Genomic DNA, 18240 nt, shown 5'->3' with positions numbered 1-18240 from the left:
CCGCTCGTGTCGAGGTCGCGCTGCGACCTCGCTTAACTCGACGAGATGACGTCGTCGATACGGACGATCATCGTTGCCGCCTCGGTGGCGGAGTCGACCGCTTCGCGCTTGACAGCGGCGGGGTCGAGGATGCCGTAGTCGACGGGGTCACCGACGACGCCGGTCTGGCCTTCGCTGATGATGCCGGCGATGCCCTCGCTCTCGTGTTCGGCGCGGAGGTCGACGAGCGCGTCGATGGCGTCGAGGCCCGTGTTCTCCGCGAGCGTGCGGGGCAGCACGTCGACGGCGTCGGCGAACGCTTCGACGGCGAGCTGCTTGCGGCCCTCGATGGACGCCGCTTCGGAGCGGATGTGGTCGGCGATGGCGATCTCAGTCGCGCCTGCGCCGGGGACCACACCGCCGGCGTCGAGCGCGGCGATGACGGTGTCGAGCGCGTCGTTGAGCGCGCGTTCGAGCTCGTCGACGACGTGTTCGGTGGAGCCGCGGGCGATGACCGTGACGGACTCGGCGGTCGCGCCGCCGGTGATGAACGTCACGTCGTCGTCGCCCTGCTTCTCGACGTCGACGCTGTCGGCGTGGCCGAGCGAGTCCTCGTCGAGGGCTTCCAGCGAGCCGACGCGCTTCGCGCCGGTGGCCTCGACGATGTCCTTGGCGGTCGAGGAGCCGATGCTGTCGGCGACGAAGACGCCTTCCTTGGCGAGCTGGGAGGCGACGCGGTCGGCGACGTCCTCGGTGACGAAGGCCACGTCAGCGCCGCTTTCGACGACTTCCTCGGCGTAGCCGCTGAGTTCCTGGTCCTCGGCGTCGAGCGCGGCGTTGAGCTGGTCGACGCTGGAGACGTTGTACTCGGCGTCGATGTTGCTCTCGCGGACGTCGAGTTCGGTGTCGATGACCGCGATGGACGCGTCCTCGACCGAGGTCGGCATGTTGTCGTGGACGGCCGTCTCGTCGACGATAACGCCCTCGACGAGCTTGGTCGCGGAGGAAGCCGCACCCGTCTGGGTGTGGACTTCGATGTTGTCCCGGCGGACGCCGTTGTCGCTCTTGGCGTGGCGGACGGCGTCGACGACGACTTCGGCGAGTTTCTCGGCCTCGACGTCACCGGTTCCCTTGCCGGTCATCGAGGACTCGGCAACTTCGACGAGTGTCTCGTCGTCGAGGTCGACGTCGAGGACGAGCTCGTTGATAGCGTCCTGTGCGAGTTCGGCCGCGGCGGAGTACCCCTCGACGATTGTTGTCGGGTGGACGTCGTCATCGAGCAGGTCCTCGCCTTTCGTCAGCAGTTCCCCGGCCAGCACGGACGCCGTCGTCGTGCCGTCGCCCACTTCGTCCTCCTGGGTCTGGGCGACTTCGACGATCATCTGGGCCGCGGGGTGTTCGATGTCCATCTCGGAGAGGATGGTCGCCCCGTCGTTGGTGATGACCACATCACCGTCGTCGGAGACGAGCATCTTGTCCATGCCGCGGGGACCGAGCGTGGTCCGTACGGACTCGCTTACGGCCTTTCCGGCGGAGATGTTCGATGACTGTGCGTCCTTCCCGTGTGTGCGCTGGGCGTCCTCATCAAGGATGAAAAGAGGCTGGCCGCCCATGCGTCGCTGGCCAGATGACATATGTGTTGAACCTCACTTAAGACAAGGCAAGCGGTTCTATATAAAACTTTCTAACGGCGTAGACCGCTCGTCGGGTGACAGCGCCGTGCTGTCCCTGTAATCCCGGCTGGACCTACACACCTTTTAATATGGGAGTATACACACCGTATAGTAGATGCTGGAGTTGGAGCACGGCTTTCGGGTCGTCGACGTGCACGCGCGACTGGAACCCGACGAGCAGCGCCGACCCCGAGACGGTATGGGTGACCCGGAGCAACTGGAACGGGAGATGCACCAGGCCGGTGTCGTCCGCTCCGTCGTCTTTCCCGGCGAGCGAGACGGCTCGTATCTGAAAGCGAACAACGCCGTCGCCCGGATGACTGTCGAGCGGCCGATGGTCGCCTTCGCCAGAGTCAACGGCGCTCGGGACCCGGGGACCGGTCCCGGGTCGACCCTTCGCAACCTCGCAAGTAGTCGCACGGACGACCACACGTCCCCGGAAGACATCGAGCAGTACGCATACGACGACCGGTTCTACGGCTTCAAACTCCATCCGCCGACCGACGGGCTGCCAGACGAGGACGTGCTCGCAGAACTAGAGTCGGTGTCGCTGCCTGTCATCGTCCACGGTGGCGAAGGGTTCCGACCCGAAGCTGTCGCTGAGTCGCTGCTGGCGTATGACTTCCCGGTTATCCTCTCACATTTCGGCGCGCACCCGCTCCGGAAGGACCTGATGGAACGGGCCATCGACCTGCTGGAGACTCACGATAATCTGTATCTCGACACCAGCGCGGTCCGCTACCGCGGGCCGATGGAACGGGCGGTGTTAGAACATCCCGACCGCGTTCTCTTCGGGAGCGGCGTCCCCAGCGTCCACCCGAACGTGGCCGTGATGGAGATTCTGACACTGGACGTTCCCGAAGACGCGATGCGAAAGGTGTTCTCGAACAATCCCAACCGCGTCATCGAGGCGCTGGCCCCCTGACCGCCGACAACTCCTATTCCGGTCGAACGGTTGCGGCCAGTACCGGTTACCGCTACTACCGCCAGTCGTACACAGTCACCGCGCGGTCCGCGCGCGCGGAGCGGCCGTTCGGGTTCCGACAGGGTGTCCGGTCGGTCACGCGTGCGCGGAGGCCGTCGACGATGCCGGACCCGACGCCGCCGAACACGTCCTGCCCGTTGCCGAGCCACTGCGACGGCGTCGTCTCCCCGCGCACGACATCGATCAGCGCGTCCGTCGCGTCACTCACCGCGTGGCTGAGGAGTCGCCGCAACACGGTTGGGCGGACGTTGTAGTTCTTCACCAGCCGGTAGGCGAGCGAGCGGTACTTCCAGTTCCAGTCGGTCTCCGTGGTGCCGCCGTCGGCCTCGAACTCGCGGCTGACGCACATCGCCGTGCTCCAGTCGACGCCGTAATCACTGGCGGCCATCCGGTGCGCGAAGTCCCGGGCGCTGCCAACGTTCAGGTACTCGTCGAACCCGTCGAGCGCTTCCAGCACCTCCGCGTCGAACGCGACGTTTCCGGGATTGAAATACGTCACGTCGCGGCCGGCTATCGTCCGCGTCTCCTCGGTTTCGGTCGTCATTCCGGCCCAGAGTTGCTGGTGTGTCGGCCCGGTGATGGCCTGGGTTGCCCCCGAGAGCCCGTTTTTCACCGCGTCAGCCCAGCCGGACTCGACCGAGAGAGCCTGGTGGACGAGCGCGATAACGTCTCCCGTTGCCCGGTCGATCCCTGCGTTGCGGGCGACCGTGACCGAGCGGTCGGCGATCTCGACGAGGATCGACACGTCGTCCCGGTCGCGGACCATGCCCGTCGTGCCGTCGGCCGACGGGCCGTTGACCACAATCACTTCGGCATCGGGAACCTGCTCGGTGAGTGCGTCCAGACAGCCGGACAGCTCCTCCCGGCCGTTCAACGTCGGGACCACTACCGAGATATCCATACCTCTGGGTACGGCGGCGAAGGCGCTTAAAAGTCGCGGGAGACGGACGGCGACATCCATTCAGGGAAAACGGGCTGTCCGAGCGGCGGCGAGCTACACATGGGTGTTCCAGTACGACACCGATGCCAGCTTTTCGCCGAGTGGCGTGCCGCCGAGCGCCGTATCGAGCGAGCGGAACGAGGCGGCCAGTTCGTTCGGAATCTTCCGGTAGAATCCGTAGGGAAGCAGCCAGTCGTGGTTCGCCTCGGTCAGTTCCAGTCCGGCTCCGTCCAGCAGCCGGTCGATCTCCCAGCGGGAGTAGAGCCGCGACCCCATCGGGAGCGCCCAGTTGTATATCGACCGGGTCGAAAACCGGTTGAACGTATCGAAGAAGACCTGTTCCTTCGAGACGCGGCGCATCTCAGCGAGGAACGCCGCCGGCGTGTCCGCCAGATGGAAAAAGCGCATCGCAAACACGGTGTCGAAGTGGTCGTCCGGGAACGGGAGCCGGGCCGCATCACCCCGCATGAACTCGACACGGTCGTCGACACCAGTCGCCTGTGCTTTCTCACGGCCCTGCTGGAGCATCGGTCCTGAGATGTCCAGCCCGGTGATGTTCGCGCCGCGCTCGGCCAGCATCACAGTGAACCGTCCGGTTCCGCAAGCTACCTCTAACACGTCCTTGTCAGCCACGGGGCCGATTGCGTCGAGGACGGCCTGTTTCTCGCGTCGGTCGATAAGCCGACCGCCACGGGAGAACCGCTTGGCCTCGTACTCTTCGGCCACGGTGTCGGCCTGATACCACTCCTGCCCTTTCACGGTGTATTGCTCACCCCGCGGGGGATAAAACGATACTGGAATCCCCTTTCATCGGTTTGGCTGTTTTCCAGTCAGGTCAGATCCGCTCGCGCTCTCGGCCCTGATAGTTCTGGTCGTACTTTCCGGATAGCGACGAGAACCGCACGATGGCGGTTCTGTATAAGGACACATTAAACACTTCATAGAATCTGTATTGTTTGGTCATGCATATAGCCAAGTTTTACCAGTAAGTCTGGAATATCAGCCACTATGAGCGCATTAACTGAAAACGCTGCACCAGCACCTTTCACCGACGAGGAGTTCCGCGACACCCTGCGTGAACTCCCGCCGAGCGCGAAGCTCGTCGCGAAGGTGCTGGAGGACGACGCCCCGCTGTCACAGGGCGAACTAGCCGAGAACTCGCTGCTCCCGGACCGGACTGTCAGGTACGCCCTGAACCGACTGGAGGAGTCAGAGCTGGTCGACTCGCGGTACAGCTTCACTGACGCACGCAAACAGGTTTATTTCCTCACAGTCTGACCCGTCGGTATGGACTGGCAGCGGGCCGACGTGCCCGTCCCGACGCGGGCACCGACCGGCACCACGGCGGCATACGTTTGCGGCGACGAGGCGGCGCTTCTCGTGGACCCCGCGGATACGGATGATGCGCTCGATTCGCTTCTCAGTGACCGCACCCTCGCTCACATTGCGCTCACACACTACCACCCTGACCACGCCGGTGCCGTCGCACACTACGCCAGAGAGACGAACGCGACGGTCTGGGCGCGGCGTGGCCGGGCGACCGCATTCGAGGCTGCGACCGGCGTTACCCCTGACAAACTGTTCAGCGACGGGACGACGATTCCGACCGACGCCGGCCCGGTGACCGTCCTCGACACGCCGGGCCACGCGCCGGAGCACGTCGCCTTCGCAACTGACGGGACCGTCGTCTCCGGCGACCTCGCCGTGGCCGAGGGCAGCGTCGTCGTCGGCGCACCAGAGGGCGACGTTCGGGCCTATCTCGCGTCACTGCGGCGACTCCACGCCAGAAACCCCGACGTGCTGTTACCGGGCCATGGCCCGCGTATCGAGAGCCCACGGGAGACCTGTGCGCGCCTCATCAGCCACCGACTGGAGCGCGAGCAACGTGTTCGGGCGGCTGTCAACGACGACGGGGCCGACACACTCGACGAAATCCTCGACGCCGCCTACGACAAGGACCTCACTGGCGTTCGCGACCTGGCCCGCGGGACAGTGCTGGCCCATCTCGAAAAGCTCGCCGTCGAGGGTACTGTTTCGTGGGACGGCGAGCGGGCCGCACTGCATCCAGCGGAGTGACGCCTTTTTGCCTGTCGGCCCGCTACCACGGCTGTGGAATCCCTGGAAACCGAACTCGAACGGGCCCGTACGCTCGACGAGTCGGAGCTGGCCGACGCTATCGAGACCATCGGGTTCGAATGCACCCGCTGTGGGGCCTGCTGCAAGGCCGAGTCGGCGTGTGGCGAGAGGGGAGAGGGTGCCGACGAGACGGACAGAGTCGCCGGTGGTGCCGGTGAGAATGAGAACGACGGCTCTGGAGAAACCGACGCCGAACCCCACACGGCGACGGTGTTTCCCGACGAGATCAGGCAGCTACAGTCCGCCGGGGAGTACGACTTCCGTGACGTCGCCCGCCCGATGCCGTACGGACTGGCCGACGGCCCGGACGGCCCCGAGGGTGAGACGTTCGAGTGGGCGCTCCAGACTGACGACTGCGGCGACTGCACGTTCTACGCTGAAGACGACGATGGCACGGGTGCCTGTACGGTCCACGGCGACCGCCCGCTCATCTGCCGGACCTACCCGTTCAGCGTCGCGCTGGGCGGGACGAGCCAGCCGATGGGCGAAGCCGTCGACGAGGAGGGGATGGTCCGGGCTCACGAATGTGAGGGACTCGGCCGGGATATCTCCAGAGCCGACGCCGAGGAGTTGGCGGCGGCGCTCAAGGAACGCGCCGTTCGGGAACTCGAAGAAGCCATCGGCGTCCGCGACAACTACCGGCCCGTCGACCCGTCAGCCGGACAGGTCGTCGTCCACGACTCCGAAGGGGCAAAGCGCCCCGACGGCAGTGCCTACGAGTAGTTTCAGACGTCGTCGATGATCTCGCCGACCGCGAAGTTCGACTTGACTTCGGTAACTTCGATCTTGACTCGTTCGTCGATTTCGGCCCCCGGAACGATGATGACGTAGCCGCGTTCGACGCGAGCGATGCCGTCGCCCTGCTTCCCGATGTCTTCGATCTCGACGTAGCGCGTCTCACCCGGTTCGACCGGCGGCTGTGGCTGGTCCGGTGGCGTGTCCGACACCGTCTCCTCCTCCGTCTCTGTCCCCTCGTCTGTGGAGATGAGCGCAACACGATAGGTACTGCCCGAGTCGACTGCGCCCGTCTCGATCTCTCGACGCGGGACCTCCACGACGTACCGGTCCCCCTCGTCGCGGATATCGGCACTGAACAGACACAGCAGTTGATCCGAGATTTCCAATGTGATAGACCTCCGTTCGGCCACAAAACGGGCCATTACTAAAGAACTGCCGGAGCGAACGACTGTGACCGTCCCAACTGCGGAGCGACGACGAGCGCTCACGGTGTTTCCCGCCTGTACCAACTACCTGTCGCGTGGCCCAACTCGCGGCAGTATCCCCGGTTCGAGCGAGGGAAAACCGCAAGACTGCAAGCCGTTAACCGTCTGTACCAAATCCCATAAGGGTGTCTCGATACTGTTAGTAACTGTACTAATGAGCGCCACCGCACAAACCCCCGACAGTCCGCTCTCGGACAAGCAGCGACGTATTCTGGAGTATCTCCGTTCCAATGCTGACGAACAGACGTATTTCAAATCGCGGCTCATCGGTGATGAACTCGGTCTCTCAGCCAAAGAGGTCGGGACGAACATGACAGCTATCGCCGACGGCGACCACGATCTGGCCGTCGAGAAGTGGGGCTACTCCTCCTCGACGACGTGGATGGTCGAGACCTGAACCGGTGCCGGTTCGACCGCGGATACATCCCCACTCTCACTCGGTCGTCCGAGTGAGTGCAAACTGTATCTTACTCTAGAGAACGCTCGGTGCCGTCGCTCATTCATCGTTTCAGACGATTTATCCCTGATATATCCATACATATTGTAAGTGGTGAATGTCTATATTGATAACTATTGAAGCCATAGTTGTACACATCAATGGGCGAGGCTGGCTCCGCTATCCGGGTGCTTCACGTCGACGACGACCGGCAGTACGCAGAGACGACAGCGGCATTCCTCACGCGAGAGCGTCCTGCGTTCGACATCGAGACCGCGACGAGTGCAGCAGCGGGCCTGCGTCTGCTCGAAACAGAGTCGGTCGACTGTATCGTTTCCGACTACGAAATGCCCGGCGAGAACGGCATCGACTTCCTCGAATCTGTCCGCGAGGACTACCCTGATCTCCCGTTTATCCTGTACACGGGCCGTGGTAGCGAAGAGATCGCCGGTGACGCTATCTCCGCGGGCGTCACAGACTATCTACAGAAGACGTCAGACACCAGCCACTACGCCCTTCTCGCGAACCGCATCGTCAACGCCGTCGAACAGTACCGGTCACAGCGCGCCCTCGAAGCGAGTAAAGACAGGCTCTCGCTGTTTATCGACCAGTCGCCGCTCGGGTTCGTCGAGTATAACCAGGACTTCGAAATCGTCCGCGTCAACGACACTCTCACAGAGATATTCGGCTACACCGAGGAGGAACTGGTCGGCGAGACGTGGGAGGTGTTCGTCAGCGAGGAAAGCTACGACCACGTCGACGCGGTCACGTCCGCACTTAGCGAGGCCAGCGGTGGCTACCACAGCGTCAACGAGAACGTCCGGAAGGGCGGGGAGCGTATCATGGTCGAGTGGCACAATCGCCTCGTCACTGACGACTCGGGCGATGTCGTTACCATCTTCTCGCACTGCCAGGACGTCACGGAGCGCATCGAGCACGAACAGAACCTCGCCCAGTTACGGGACTTTTTCGCCGAGGCGGAGGAACTCGGCGACCTCGGTGCCTGGGAGTTCGACGAAACCGGGACGTTGACCTGGACAGCGGGCACTCGCCGTATCCACGGAGTCGACGACGACTTCGATCCGACAATCGAAGAGGGACTGTCCTTCTATCATCCCGAAGACAGGGAGATGGTTTCGGACGCCGTCGATGCGGCCCTCGAAGACGGGGAACCGTACGATATCGAGACCAGGCTCATCACCGCAACAGGCGACTGTCGGTGGGTCCGGACCCACGGCAAACGCGTCGAAGGCGCGGAGAAGCGGACAGTTCAGGGGTTCATCCAGGATATCACCGAACAGAAGGAGCGCGAACGCAGACTCCGCGTTCAGAACGATCGACTGGAGTCCTTCGCCAGCGTCGTCAGCCACGACCTTCAGGGGCCACTGACAGTCGCACAGGGCCACTTGGAGTTGGCCCAACAGGCAGTGACCAACGACCACCTCGACAGTATCGACGACGCCCACGAGCGGATGCAGACGCTCATTGACGATATCCTGACGCTGGCACGGGACGGACGCGAGGCGACGACCACCGAGCCCGTCAGTTTACAGACCGCCGCAAGCGCGTGCTGGGAGACTATCGGGACGGAGAACGGGACTCTGGTGACCGATACGGACAGTGTCGTCGTTGCTGACCCCCGCCGATTGCAGCGCCTGCTGGAAAACCTGTTTCGGAACTGCGTGGCACACGGGTCCGAACCCTCGCTCTCGCAGATGCACGAAAACAGCATGGAGCAGGGCTCTGTGGGCAGTCCGGGACAGTCCGACGAGATCGTCGAAAGCGATACCGGAGTGACGGTTACTGTCGGTGACATCGACGACGCCAGCGGTTTCTACGTCGCTGATGACGGTCCGGGGGTTCCAGAAGACGAGCGAGACACGGTGTTCGAAGCGGGCTACTCGACCGCGCCCGAAGGCACCGGCTTCGGCCTCGCAATCGTGGCCGATATCGCCGCCGTCCACGGCTGGGATGTCAGTGTGACCGACAGCGAGTCGGGCGGAGCCAGGTTCGAAATTACCGGTGTTGACCGGGAGACGTAACTCGGCGGAAAGAATCAGCTCAGGGATCGTACCGCAGCAGTGAGTCGGCCTCGCCCGCTAGCTCGGCAACATCGTCATCGAACGAATCGGCGTACCGGATAAGCAGTGTCAACACTGTCTCTGGCTCGGTCACCGCGTACCCGTCTTCTCGGGACAGCAGTCCGGCGGACTCCAGGTCGCCGGCGTAGTTGCTCACCGTCGGCCGCGAAACGTCCAGTTCGGTGGCCAGTTCAGAGGCCGTCACGTCCGGACGGCGAAGGAGCGTGACGAGCATCCCGCGGGCTGTCGAGCGTCGCAGGTAGCCAAGCGCCACCTGTTCGAACTCGGAGAACTGGCCAGCCGGGAAGTACCGCCGGTAGTCGCCGTCCTTCTGTGAGGCGACGACGTCTTCGTTTTCCAGCCGGTGGAGGTGATGCTGGGCCTCGCCGGTCCCGAGTTTGAGGTCGTCGCGAAGCTTCGAGAAGTGCGTCCCGGGATGTGCGGAGACGTACCCGGCGATGGCGTCGGGCGCGTCGCTCTCGCTCCCGCTATCGCCGAAGCGGGCAAACGGGCTCGCTGCACCGAGGGCGGCAAAGCGACGGAGCGTCGCCCGCTTGTCCTCGTCCACGTCGCCCTCACGCGTCATTGCTACCGAAAAGGTGGGTCGGTAATAAAACGTCTTCGCCTGGTTATCAGGACTAGTCGTCCTTGTCGACTTCCGACGTTCGCGTCGTGTCGTCGGGGCCGCCGGCCACGTCAGTCGTGCCCGAGTCGTCGTCGATTTCGGCGTCCATCTCCTGAATCATCTCGTCGGCGCTGTCGAGGCCACTGTCCTGGCCCTCCTTGATCTTCTGGGCTTCCTCTTCCATCGCTTCGACGTCGACCTGCGCTTCCTCGTCGATCTGGCCGAGGATTTCCTCGATGTCGTCCAGACCGAGCATCTCGCGGGTCTCGTCGTCGAAGTCGAGCGCTTCCAGCGCGTGCCCGTTCTCCTTCACGTCCGAGCCCTGGAGGTGCTTGCCGTAGCGGCCCACCAGCGAGGTGAGTTCCTGCGGGAGGATGAACTTCGTCGACTCGCCCTGGCCGATCTCGGCGAGCGTCTCCATCCCCTTGTCGATGACGGCGCGCTCGCCCATCGATTCGGCGGATTTCGCGCGGAGGACGGTCGAGATTGCGTCACCCTGGGCTTCCAGAATCTGGCTCTGCTTCTCACCCTGCGCGCGGATGATGTTGGACTGCTTGTCACCTTCCGCCGTCTCGATGGCGGAGCGCCGTTCACCCTGGGCTTCCAGAATCATGGCACGGCGTTTCCGCTCGGCGGAGGTCTGTTGCTCCATGGCCTGCTGGACGTCCTTGGACGGGTTGACCTCGCGGACCTCCACGCTCTCGACGCGGACACCCCACTCGTCGGTGGGTTCGTCGAGTTCTTTCCGGATTCGGGCGTTGATTTCGCCCCGCTTGTTCAGCGTGTCGTCCAGCTCCATGTCACCCAGCACGGCACGGAGGGTCGTCTGGGCGAGGTTGGAGACGGCACGCTCGTAGTTATCGACTTCGAGGAACGCCTTCTTCGGGTCCATCACCTTGATGTAGACGACGGCGTCGGCGGTCACCGGCGAGTTGTCGCGGGTGATAGCCTCCTGCCGTGGCACGTCGAGTGTCTGGGTCCGCATGTCGAACCGCGTCACGTCTGAGACGAAGGGGTAGATGAAGTGAATCCCCTGGTCGAGGACGCCGCGATAGGTGCCGAGGACCGTGTAGGCACCTTTCTGGTACGGGCGGATGATCACGACGCTGGAGTACACCAGCGCGATGGCGATCAGGAGGAAGATTACGGTAACGAAACCGATGAGTCCTCCGGGTTGTAGCGGTGCTGTCGCGGGGAACATGACAGTCAAACCTCCGGAGCGCTCAAGGAAAAGGCTTCGGTGTCCCTGTCACAAACTACCGAATTACACACCTACGCCCGCTCCGACTCTCGTTCCGGCTCGGCATCCTTGTCGCTCCGGTTCCGGTCGCGCTCCGGTTCGGCATCCCCGTCGCCCCGGCTCCGGTCGCGTTCGAGCGCGCGGTCGATTTCGTCAGTCGCCGACTCCACCGCCTCGACTTCCAGGACGTTCCCGCCGCCGGGGTCGATGACGATGACCTCCGTTCCCTCCTCTATCGGGTCGCCGGAACTGCGGGCCTGATAGTACGGATTGAAGCCGCCGTCTTCCAGTTTGACCTCGCCGTCACTTCGGGTCACGCGCTCGGTCACAGTCCCGAACTGGCCAGTAAGCGAGTCGGAACTGAGCGTTTGGCCGCGGCCCGGCGCGGCGAAATCGAGCTTTCGATACCCCCAGAGCGTGACCGCCGTGGTCGCCAGGACGATGACTGTGAGGATGAGCGGCGCGAAGATACCCAGGCTCGCTGGGATGAACAGCCCGACCAGCCCCGCCGTCAGCAGGGCCACGCCGAGGACGAAAAAGTGGGTCCCAGGGGCGAGCGCTTCGCCCACGATGAGGCCCGCGCCGGCCAGAAACAGCAGAATGGAGAGCGACATACCTAACAGTGGTTCGGCCTGCAGTGGGGCAACTGCCGCCAGCGGGTTCACCATGCCCCGACTTAGTGTCGGAGCAGGATTAAGTGTCGGGGTAGAGAGCGCGACTCTGAAGGCACCGGTGCAGGTCTTACGCGTCGCTCGTCCGGACAAAGAACCCGTACAGTACAGCGGTTCCGAGCGCGACAGACAGGACCACGCCGCCGAGTATGGACGGCGCGTACATCTCCGCCCCGAGGAACATCCGTCCGAGGGCGAGAATCGCGATGCAGACCCCTAGCGCGACGAAGACAACGTTCTCAGGCTTCGGCGCATCGGGAGTCACTTCCAGGTCCGGGGCGAACGAGCCGGCGACCGCGCCCTCCTCCTCGTCGGCTGCGTCACCGTCGACCTGAATCACGTCGGCTTCCGTCGCCAGTTCGTACTCCTCGGTGAACGTGTCACCCGTAGCGGCCGCATCGTCTCGTGCGGCCCCGTCGTCATCCATGGTTCGCGGTACGTGCCGTGACTACAAAAGCGCTGGCGACTGGGCTTACTTGATGCGGGTCCCCAGCGGGGCGTCCGCGTGGGTCGTCAGCAGGTCGGCCTCGTCGCCAGCGGCCAGGACCATGCCGTTGGATTCGATGCCGAACAGTTCGGCTTTCTCCATGTTGGCAAGCAGAATGACCCGCGTTCCGGGGAGGTCCTCGGCGTCGTGGAGCTGTCGGAGGCCGGCGACGACCTGCCGGACCTCGTGACCGATGTCAACTTCCAGCCGCAGGAGCTTGTCCGCGCCCTCGACCGGCTCGGCGCTGCGGATCTCGCCGACGCGCATGTCGACGCCCTCGAAGTCCTCGAAGCTGATGCGGTCCTCGACGAGGGGCTGGAGGTCGGCGGTCTCTGCGTCGTCATCTCCTTCGTCTCCGGCGGCTTCGCCGTCATCGTCCTCGGACTCGTCGTCGCTGGCCGCCTCAACGCGCTCCTGTAGTTCCTCGTTGAGCGCCTCGATGTGGTCGTCCTCGACCTGTTCGAACAGTTCCGCGGGCTCGCCGAACTCGGCCGGCGGCGCTTCGAGCGCGCTGTCGAGGGTCACGTCGGCGACGGAGCCCTGCTCGCCGAGCTGGCCCCAGAGGCGCTCGGCCTTGCCTGGCAGAACGGGCTGCATGAGCACCGCGACAGCCTTCGTTAGCTGGACGCAGTCACGGATGACCTGCTCGGCGCGCTCGGGGTCGTCGTCGACGAGGTTCCAGGGCTCGTTGCGCTGGATGTACTCGTTGCCGTAGTTCGAGAGTTCGATGGCGATTTCGGCGAGTTCGCGCACGTCGTACTCCCGAACGGCGGCCTCGAAGTCCTCGATGGCCGACTCGATTCGGTCGCGCACGTCGTCGCTGACGGGCGCGTCGGGCGTCCCGTCGTAGTTGCGCTCGGCGAACAGCAGCGAGCGGTAGATGAAGTTGCCGACGTTGCCGACGAGTTCGCCGTTGACCCGCTCCTGGAAGCGGTCCCAGGAGAAGTCCACGTCCGTATCGATCTGAGCGCCGGTCGCGATGTAGTACCGGAACAGATCGGGATGGAAGCCGGCGTCGAGGTACTCGTCGGCCCAGACGGCGCGGTTGCGCGAGGTCGAGAGCGCCTTGCCGTCGATGCCGACGAACCCGGTCGCCAGAATCGACCGGGGCTCGTTGTAGCCCGCCCCGCGAAGCATCGCCGGCCAGAACACCGCGTGGTGCTGGATGATGTCGCGCCCGATGACGTGGATGATTTCGCCGTTGTCGTCGGACCACTCGTCGTCCCACTCGGTGCCGTGGTGCTCCTCGCCGTCGACTTTCCAGACCTGCTCCCAGTCGTACTCGTCGTCGCCGACGCGCTCGGCGTACTGTTTCGTCGAGGCGACGTACTCGATGGGCGCGTCGACCCAGACGTACAGCACCAGTTCGTCGCCACCGTCTACGTCCGCCGGATAATCGACGCCCCAGTCCATGTCCCGCGTGATACAGAGGTCCTGCAGTTCGCCCTCGATCCACTCGCGGGGCTGGTTCTGGGCGTTGTCGGTGCCTTCCAGGCGGTCGAGGAAGCCCTGGAGGTACTCCTGGAAGTCTGCAAGCCGGAGGAACTTGTGTTCGCGGGTGCGGTACTCGGCGGGGTTGCCGGTCAGCGTCGACACCGGGTCCTCGATCTCGCCGGGCTCGAGGTGGCGCTGGCACCCCTCGTCGCACTCGTCGCCGCGGGCCTGTTCCCCGCAGTAGGGACAGGTCCCTTCGACGTAGCGGTCGGGGAGGGGCTGGTCCTCCTCGGTGTCCCAGGCGACCTCGATCTCCTTCTCGTGGACGTGGTCGTTTTCGACCCACGAGCGGACGAACTCCTGGGTGAGTTCGACGTTGGTCTCGTCGTCGGTGTGCCCGTAGTTGTCGAACTCGATGTTGAACTGCGGGAACGTCTCGGCGTAGGTCTCGTGGAAGTCAAGCGCGAACTCCCGCGGCTCGACACCCTCCTCGGCGGCGTTGACCGCTACCGGTGTACCGTGCATGTCCGACCCCGAAACGAACGCCGTCTGCTGGCCGATCCGTCGGAGGGAGCGCGACAGCGCGTCCCCGTCGACGTACGTCCGGAGGTGGCCGACGTGCAAGTCACCGTTCGCGTAGGGCAACCCACAGGTCACGACCGCCGGCTGGTCCGTCGGAAACTCGTCGTTGCTCATACCTGTTCGTGTGCCACCGACGGGTCAAAAGGGGGTTGGTTTCGGCGCCGCGCTGGACGGGCTGCTGTCCGTCAGTCCAGCAGTTCCAGACCGCCGAAGGCGACGAACCCGGTGATCACGAGGTCGACATCCTTGTGTTCCTCGTCGGAACGAGGGCGAGAGTCTTCCGCCGCGCCGAACAGCGGTAGCACGTCGAGGCGGACGTTCCACTCCCGCGGGACCCGTATCTCGGTCCCGCCGAAGATGGTCGTCGTGCTGACGTGGGCCGGCGCGTCGCTGCTCCTCACGTCCCGGAGGTCAAGTTCGATCCCGCCGAACAGCGCGGTCAGGTCCGCGCTCCGGAAGGCGTCGGCCGTGATGCGTCGCTCCGCGCCCCCGAAGAACGCGAATAGCAGGACGTGATCGCTCCGCTCGGATCGTGCTTTCGCCCGGTACTGTCCGAGGAGGAGCGATAGTCCAAACAGGATGATTAACAGCGGCCAGAACTGCACCACGTCACGGGCGGCGAGCACGCCCAGCGTGACCAGTTGCCACGCGCCAGCGACGAGGATGACCAGCAGCGGACCCACGAGGTTCCGTAGCCCGCCGGACACTAGCGCGTAGATGCCGACGAGGACGAACAACGATGGGACGTAGACGAACAGCGCGCTGGCGTCGAACAGTCCGGTCGACCGTCCGAGCAGCGCCAGGCCGATCAACACGACGATTCCGCCGAGGAGGGTCTGGGCCGCCAAACGGCTTCGGGACATGCGTGCATTTACTCAAACAGATTACATAAATCTGTGTGCCGGCCGCTCACAGCAGCACGAGCGTGCCGCCTGCGAGTGCGAGTGTCACCACAAGCCGCCCGGCGCTGCCGAAGAACGTCGCCGCGCCGAACCGATAGTAGTCGCGTTCGAGGACGGTAAACGCGTAGATAGAGATCGTATCGGGGAAGAAGGGAACACAGAGCGCGAGCGCCAGACCGACGTAGCCGTACTTCTGTGCGAGCTGTACCGTCTTCTTCTCCGACCATTCGATGATATTGAACCGTGAGCGCTTGATCCAGCGCACGAGTGGGCCGTACTCCTTTGCCTCCTGACCGATGTGGAAGGCGACGAGACTGCCGAACGCCTTCCCGAGACCACTGACGAGGATAATCGCCACCAGATTCCCGTTCGTAGAGAGTCCAAGCCGAAGCGTTTCGGCCGGAACTAGTACAACTTCGCTCGGGAGTGGGAGAATGAACGCGATCAGAAACGAGTACACCGCGATGATACCCAGTCCGGTTGGACCGGTGGCCGTACAGACGGCCTCTTCCAGCGGCGACAGTGGAGTGCCGGCGGTCGTACAGTCACCGATGAAGGCAATGAACGCTGTGGTCGGTACTACCAGGTCCACGACCCTCTGTAGCAAACAGGCACTTCTAAACCTTCGTATGTCTTCTCGGGAGTAGTCAATACCAGTATGTTCGGGACCGAGGGCGGCGACGCAGTACCAGTCGAGGTCCGCGATTCAGTACCAGTCGAGGTCCGCGATTCAGTACCAGTCGAGGTCCGCCACGAACGACCGCAGCATCGACCGCGTAACGTGGGGCATACACACGACACGCATCTCGCCAGCCCCGGTCTTTGAGACCCGCCAGCCGCGGTCCCGGAGTTCGTCGGTCATCGGCATCGAGAGATCGGCCGCGACAAGCGGAAGCTCGGGGCCGACCACGTCGTGGCCCCGCGCCGACAGCTGGTCGGCCAGCCAGTCGGCGTTGGCCATCGACGTTTCGTACTGCTGCTCGTAGCCAGCCGGCCACAGCGACTCCATCGCCGCGACGGCGGAGGCCACGCCAGCGCCCGAGCGCGTGCCGGTCAGCGTGAGCTGGTCAGTCGACTCCAGATATGGCGTTTCGACGGCGAGTTGATCAAGCAGTGATCGGTCGCGCGCGAGTAGCCCGCCGGCGGGGACCGCCGCCTGCCCGACCTTGTGCGGGTCAATCGTCATCGTGTCGATGTTCGCGTGGCCGAAGTGCCAGTCGTGGTCGGTGAAGGGGAGGTAGAAACCGCCCCACGCGGCGTCAACGTGACAGAGTGCGTCGACCGTCTCGGCGAGGTCGGCGATGGCCGGAATCGGGTCGACGTAGCCGTATTCGGTCGAGCCGGCGACGCCGACGACACACACCGTGTCCTCGTCAACGAGTTCACCCATCGCTTCCATGTTGGCGCGGTAGTCCGTCGCTGGCGCGGTCCGCAGTTCCACACCGAGTACGTCAGCGGCCTTGGTAAAGGAGAAGTGTGCGTGGACGGGCGCAACTATGTTCGGGTCGTCCGTATCGGCGCGGTTACGGGCAATACGTATCGCTTGGAGGTTGGCCTCCGTCCCGCCCGAGGCGACGTAGCCCGCGGGGTCCGAGAGCCCGGTGATGTCGCCGAGATAGTCGACGGCCTCGCGTTCCAGGTCGGCGATGGTCTCGTACGTACCGGGGTCCCCGGGGTTCGTCGCGAGGAAGCGTTCCGCCGCTTCGCGTGCCGACGGATGCGGTACCGTACACATCGACGAGAGGACGCGCTCGAAGTCCTGTGGCTCTGCCCGCTGGAGCATCTATCGCGAGTATAGAGGGGGAGCGGTTTAGCCGTTGTGCTCGGGCATGTCCGTTGTCTGCTGTTTATTCGCCCTGACGGCGAAACGGTGGCCAGAACGGGGCAGCCGTCCGTAGTTGGTCCTGTAGCGCTCGTCCCGACCGAATTACCAGTTCGACGGCCCGATCTTCTTCGTCGCCTTCGCTCGAAAGCCCGTGGGACCGATCAGCGACTCGAAGACGGTCTGGCGCTCGGTGTCGAGCGCGCCGCCGAAGGAGCCGACCCGCATCGTCCGGTACGTCTCGAACCCCTTGTCGTTGGAGTAGAAGTAGACGCTGCCGTGCAGCAGGCCGTGGATGAGTTCGTCCGAGCGCACGTCGCCCGCGGGCCGGTCGAGTTTGACGAAGGCCACGGTCCCCCAGTTGACGACCGCTTCCCGGAGCCCCATGAGGAACGCGATTTCGTGGTTCTGGGGCAGACCGAACTCCGTCGCTCGTTCGAGGTCGGTCAGCGAGTCGATGACGATGAGCGTCTCCGCGGCGTCGCTCACCCGGTCGCTGATGTCGGCGAGCAGTTTCTCGAAGGTCCCCTCGTTGGGCTCCGACTCTGGTGGCTCCGCGTCGGGCTGTTCGATTTCGGCGTCGCTCCGTCGCGCATCGAACAGCGGCTCCGGAACCGGCAACAGCTCCATGAAACGCTGGGAGAAGTCCGCGACGGTCATGTTGTCCGTGAGCGTGTCGAACTGATAGCCGTCGAGCACGGCGTCAAGTTCGCTGTAGACGTGTTCGCGGTCGTGCGAGAGCGTGATGTAGGTCACCGAGTCGGGAATCGCCTCGCTGCGCCGGGCAACGCTGTTCGGGACCATCTCGGGCCGGTGTTTCGCGAGCATCAGCGTCGCGAGACTCGTGTAGGTGAACGCATCGCCGCCCGCGTCCGACGCCCCGGCCAGCAGGACCGTGCTCCCGGTCGGAATCCCGCGGACCTGTCCGTCCAGTCCGGGGATGCCGAAAGGGATGTAGGACACACCGGAACTGATACTCTTGGCTTCCGGTGTCGATTCGGGTGCCATACCGCAACGAAGCGAA

The 18240-nt window shown here is 64.2% G+C and carries 19 protein-coding genes; 6 read left to right on the top strand and 13 right to left on the bottom strand.

The annotated features are described in order from the left end of the window. Positions 1-32: 32 nt before the first annotated feature. Positions 33-1592 carry a thermosome subunit alpha gene (gene thsA / locus ACNO8S_RS11355; RefSeq protein ID WP_420182787.1) on the bottom strand — a complete coding sequence of 520 codons (1560 nt, stop codon included), beginning with the start codon at positions 1590-1592 and terminating at the stop codon, positions 33-35. Positions 1593-1767: 175 nt separating this feature from the next. Between thsA and ACNO8S_RS11350 the strand changes: the two genes are divergently transcribed. Continuing rightward, positions 1768-2577 carry an amidohydrolase family protein gene (locus tag ACNO8S_RS11350; protein WP_420181924.1) on the top strand — a complete coding sequence of 270 codons (810 nt, stop codon included), beginning with the start codon at positions 1768-1770 and terminating at the stop codon, positions 2575-2577. Positions 2578-2632: 55 nt separating this feature from the next. Here ACNO8S_RS11350 and ACNO8S_RS11345 read toward each other — a convergent pair whose 3' ends face one another. Further along, positions 2633-3538: a glycosyltransferase family 2 protein gene (locus ACNO8S_RS11345; RefSeq protein WP_014041036.1), complete on the bottom strand. Its 906-nt coding sequence runs from the start codon at positions 3536-3538 to the stop codon at positions 2633-2635. 93 nt (positions 3539-3631) lie between these two features. Further along, positions 3632-4336: a class I SAM-dependent methyltransferase gene (locus tag ACNO8S_RS11340; RefSeq protein ID WP_014041035.1), complete on the bottom strand. Its 705-nt coding sequence runs from the start codon at positions 4334-4336 to the stop codon at positions 3632-3634. A 249-nt stretch (positions 4337-4585) separates the two neighbouring features. Here ACNO8S_RS11340 and ACNO8S_RS11335 point away from each other — a divergent pair, with 249 nt between their 5' ends. From ACNO8S_RS11335 to ACNO8S_RS11325, 3 genes are read left to right on the top strand one after another with little or no spacing between them, the layout of a single operon-like run. Next, on the top strand, positions 4586-4855 hold the full coding sequence (locus tag ACNO8S_RS11335) for a MarR family transcriptional regulator (RefSeq protein ID WP_004591318.1): 270 nt from the start codon (positions 4586-4588) through the stop codon (positions 4853-4855). Between the two features lie 9 nt (positions 4856-4864). Beyond that, on the top strand, positions 4865-5653 hold the full coding sequence (locus ACNO8S_RS11330; protein WP_151103677.1) for an MBL fold metallo-hydrolase: 789 nt from the start codon (positions 4865-4867) through the stop codon (positions 5651-5653). Positions 5654-5686: 33 nt separating this feature from the next. After that, positions 5687-6436: a YkgJ family cysteine cluster protein gene (locus ACNO8S_RS11325; RefSeq protein WP_151103676.1), complete on the top strand. Its 750-nt coding sequence runs from the start codon at positions 5687-5689 to the stop codon at positions 6434-6436. Between the two features lie 2 nt (positions 6437-6438). On the opposite strand, the gene ACNO8S_RS11320 is transcribed toward ACNO8S_RS11325, so the two are convergent. Then, on the bottom strand, positions 6439-6837 hold the full coding sequence (locus ACNO8S_RS11320) for a TRAM domain-containing protein (protein WP_420181923.1): 399 nt from the start codon (positions 6835-6837) through the stop codon (positions 6439-6441). A gap of 253 nt (positions 6838-7090) precedes the next feature. On the opposite strand from ACNO8S_RS11320, the gene ACNO8S_RS11315 reads away from it, so the two are divergent. Then, positions 7091-7333 carry a DUF7123 family protein gene (locus ACNO8S_RS11315; RefSeq protein WP_008312482.1) on the top strand — a complete coding sequence of 81 codons (243 nt, stop codon included), beginning with the start codon at positions 7091-7093 and terminating at the stop codon, positions 7331-7333. 200 nt (positions 7334-7533) lie between these two features. Beyond that, positions 7534-9414, top strand: coding sequence for a PAS domain S-box protein (locus ACNO8S_RS11310; RefSeq protein ID WP_420181922.1), 1881 nt, complete (start codon positions 7534-7536; stop codon positions 9412-9414). A 19-nt stretch (positions 9415-9433) separates the two neighbouring features. On the opposite strand, the gene ACNO8S_RS11305 is transcribed toward ACNO8S_RS11310, so the two are convergent. The 9 genes from ACNO8S_RS11305 to ACNO8S_RS11265 all read right to left on the bottom strand — a co-directional run bounded on the left by ACNO8S_RS11305 (position 9434) and on the right by ACNO8S_RS11265 (position 18224). Next, positions 9434-10039 (bottom strand): winged helix-turn-helix transcriptional regulator, encoded by a 606-nt coding sequence (locus tag ACNO8S_RS11305; RefSeq protein ID WP_050036925.1) that lies wholly within the window; start codon positions 10037-10039, stop codon positions 9434-9436. A gap of 52 nt (positions 10040-10091) precedes the next feature. Further along, entirely contained in the window at positions 10092-11279 is a 1188-nt protein-coding gene (locus ACNO8S_RS11300) for an SPFH domain-containing protein (protein ID WP_050036924.1), read from the bottom strand. 71 nt (positions 11280-11350) lie between these two features. Beyond that, positions 11351-11986 carry an NfeD family protein gene (locus tag ACNO8S_RS11295; RefSeq protein ID WP_151103674.1) on the bottom strand — a complete coding sequence of 212 codons (636 nt, stop codon included), beginning with the start codon at positions 11984-11986 and terminating at the stop codon, positions 11351-11353. Positions 11987-12059: 73 nt separating this feature from the next. After that, positions 12060-12416, bottom strand: a complete 357-nt coding sequence (locus tag ACNO8S_RS11290) for a DUF7312 domain-containing protein (RefSeq protein WP_050036923.1) — start codon at positions 12414-12416, stop codon at positions 12060-12062. Between the two features lie 45 nt (positions 12417-12461). Next, positions 12462-14606 (bottom strand): methionine--tRNA ligase, encoded by a 2145-nt coding sequence (metG, locus tag ACNO8S_RS11285; RefSeq protein ID WP_420181921.1) that lies wholly within the window; start codon positions 14604-14606, stop codon positions 12462-12464. A 71-nt stretch (positions 14607-14677) separates the two neighbouring features. Beyond that, positions 14678-15355 (bottom strand): LiaF transmembrane domain-containing protein, encoded by a 678-nt coding sequence (locus ACNO8S_RS11280; RefSeq protein WP_050036921.1) that lies wholly within the window; start codon positions 15353-15355, stop codon positions 14678-14680. Positions 15356-15401: 46 nt separating this feature from the next. Beyond that, entirely contained in the window at positions 15402-15986 is a 585-nt protein-coding gene (locus tag ACNO8S_RS11275; protein WP_050036920.1) for a YqaA family protein, read from the bottom strand. A gap of 138 nt (positions 15987-16124) precedes the next feature. Next, on the bottom strand, positions 16125-17177 hold the full coding sequence (mfnA, locus tag ACNO8S_RS11270; protein ID WP_064288876.1) for a tyrosine decarboxylase MfnA: 1053 nt from the start codon (positions 17175-17177) through the stop codon (positions 16125-16127). Between the two features lie 144 nt (positions 17178-17321). Continuing rightward, on the bottom strand, positions 17322-18224 hold the full coding sequence (locus ACNO8S_RS11265; RefSeq protein WP_151103672.1) for an RAD55 family ATPase: 903 nt from the start codon (positions 18222-18224) through the stop codon (positions 17322-17324). Between the last annotated feature and the right edge of the window lie 16 nt (positions 18225-18240).

Origin of the sequence: Haloarcula sp. KBTZ06, from assembly GCF_048595605.1 — an archaeon.
Taxonomy (GTDB): domain Archaea; phylum Halobacteriota; class Halobacteria; order Halobacteriales; family Haloarculaceae; genus Haloarcula; species Haloarcula hispanica.
This window is presented reverse-complemented; position numbering and strand designations above follow the sequence as displayed.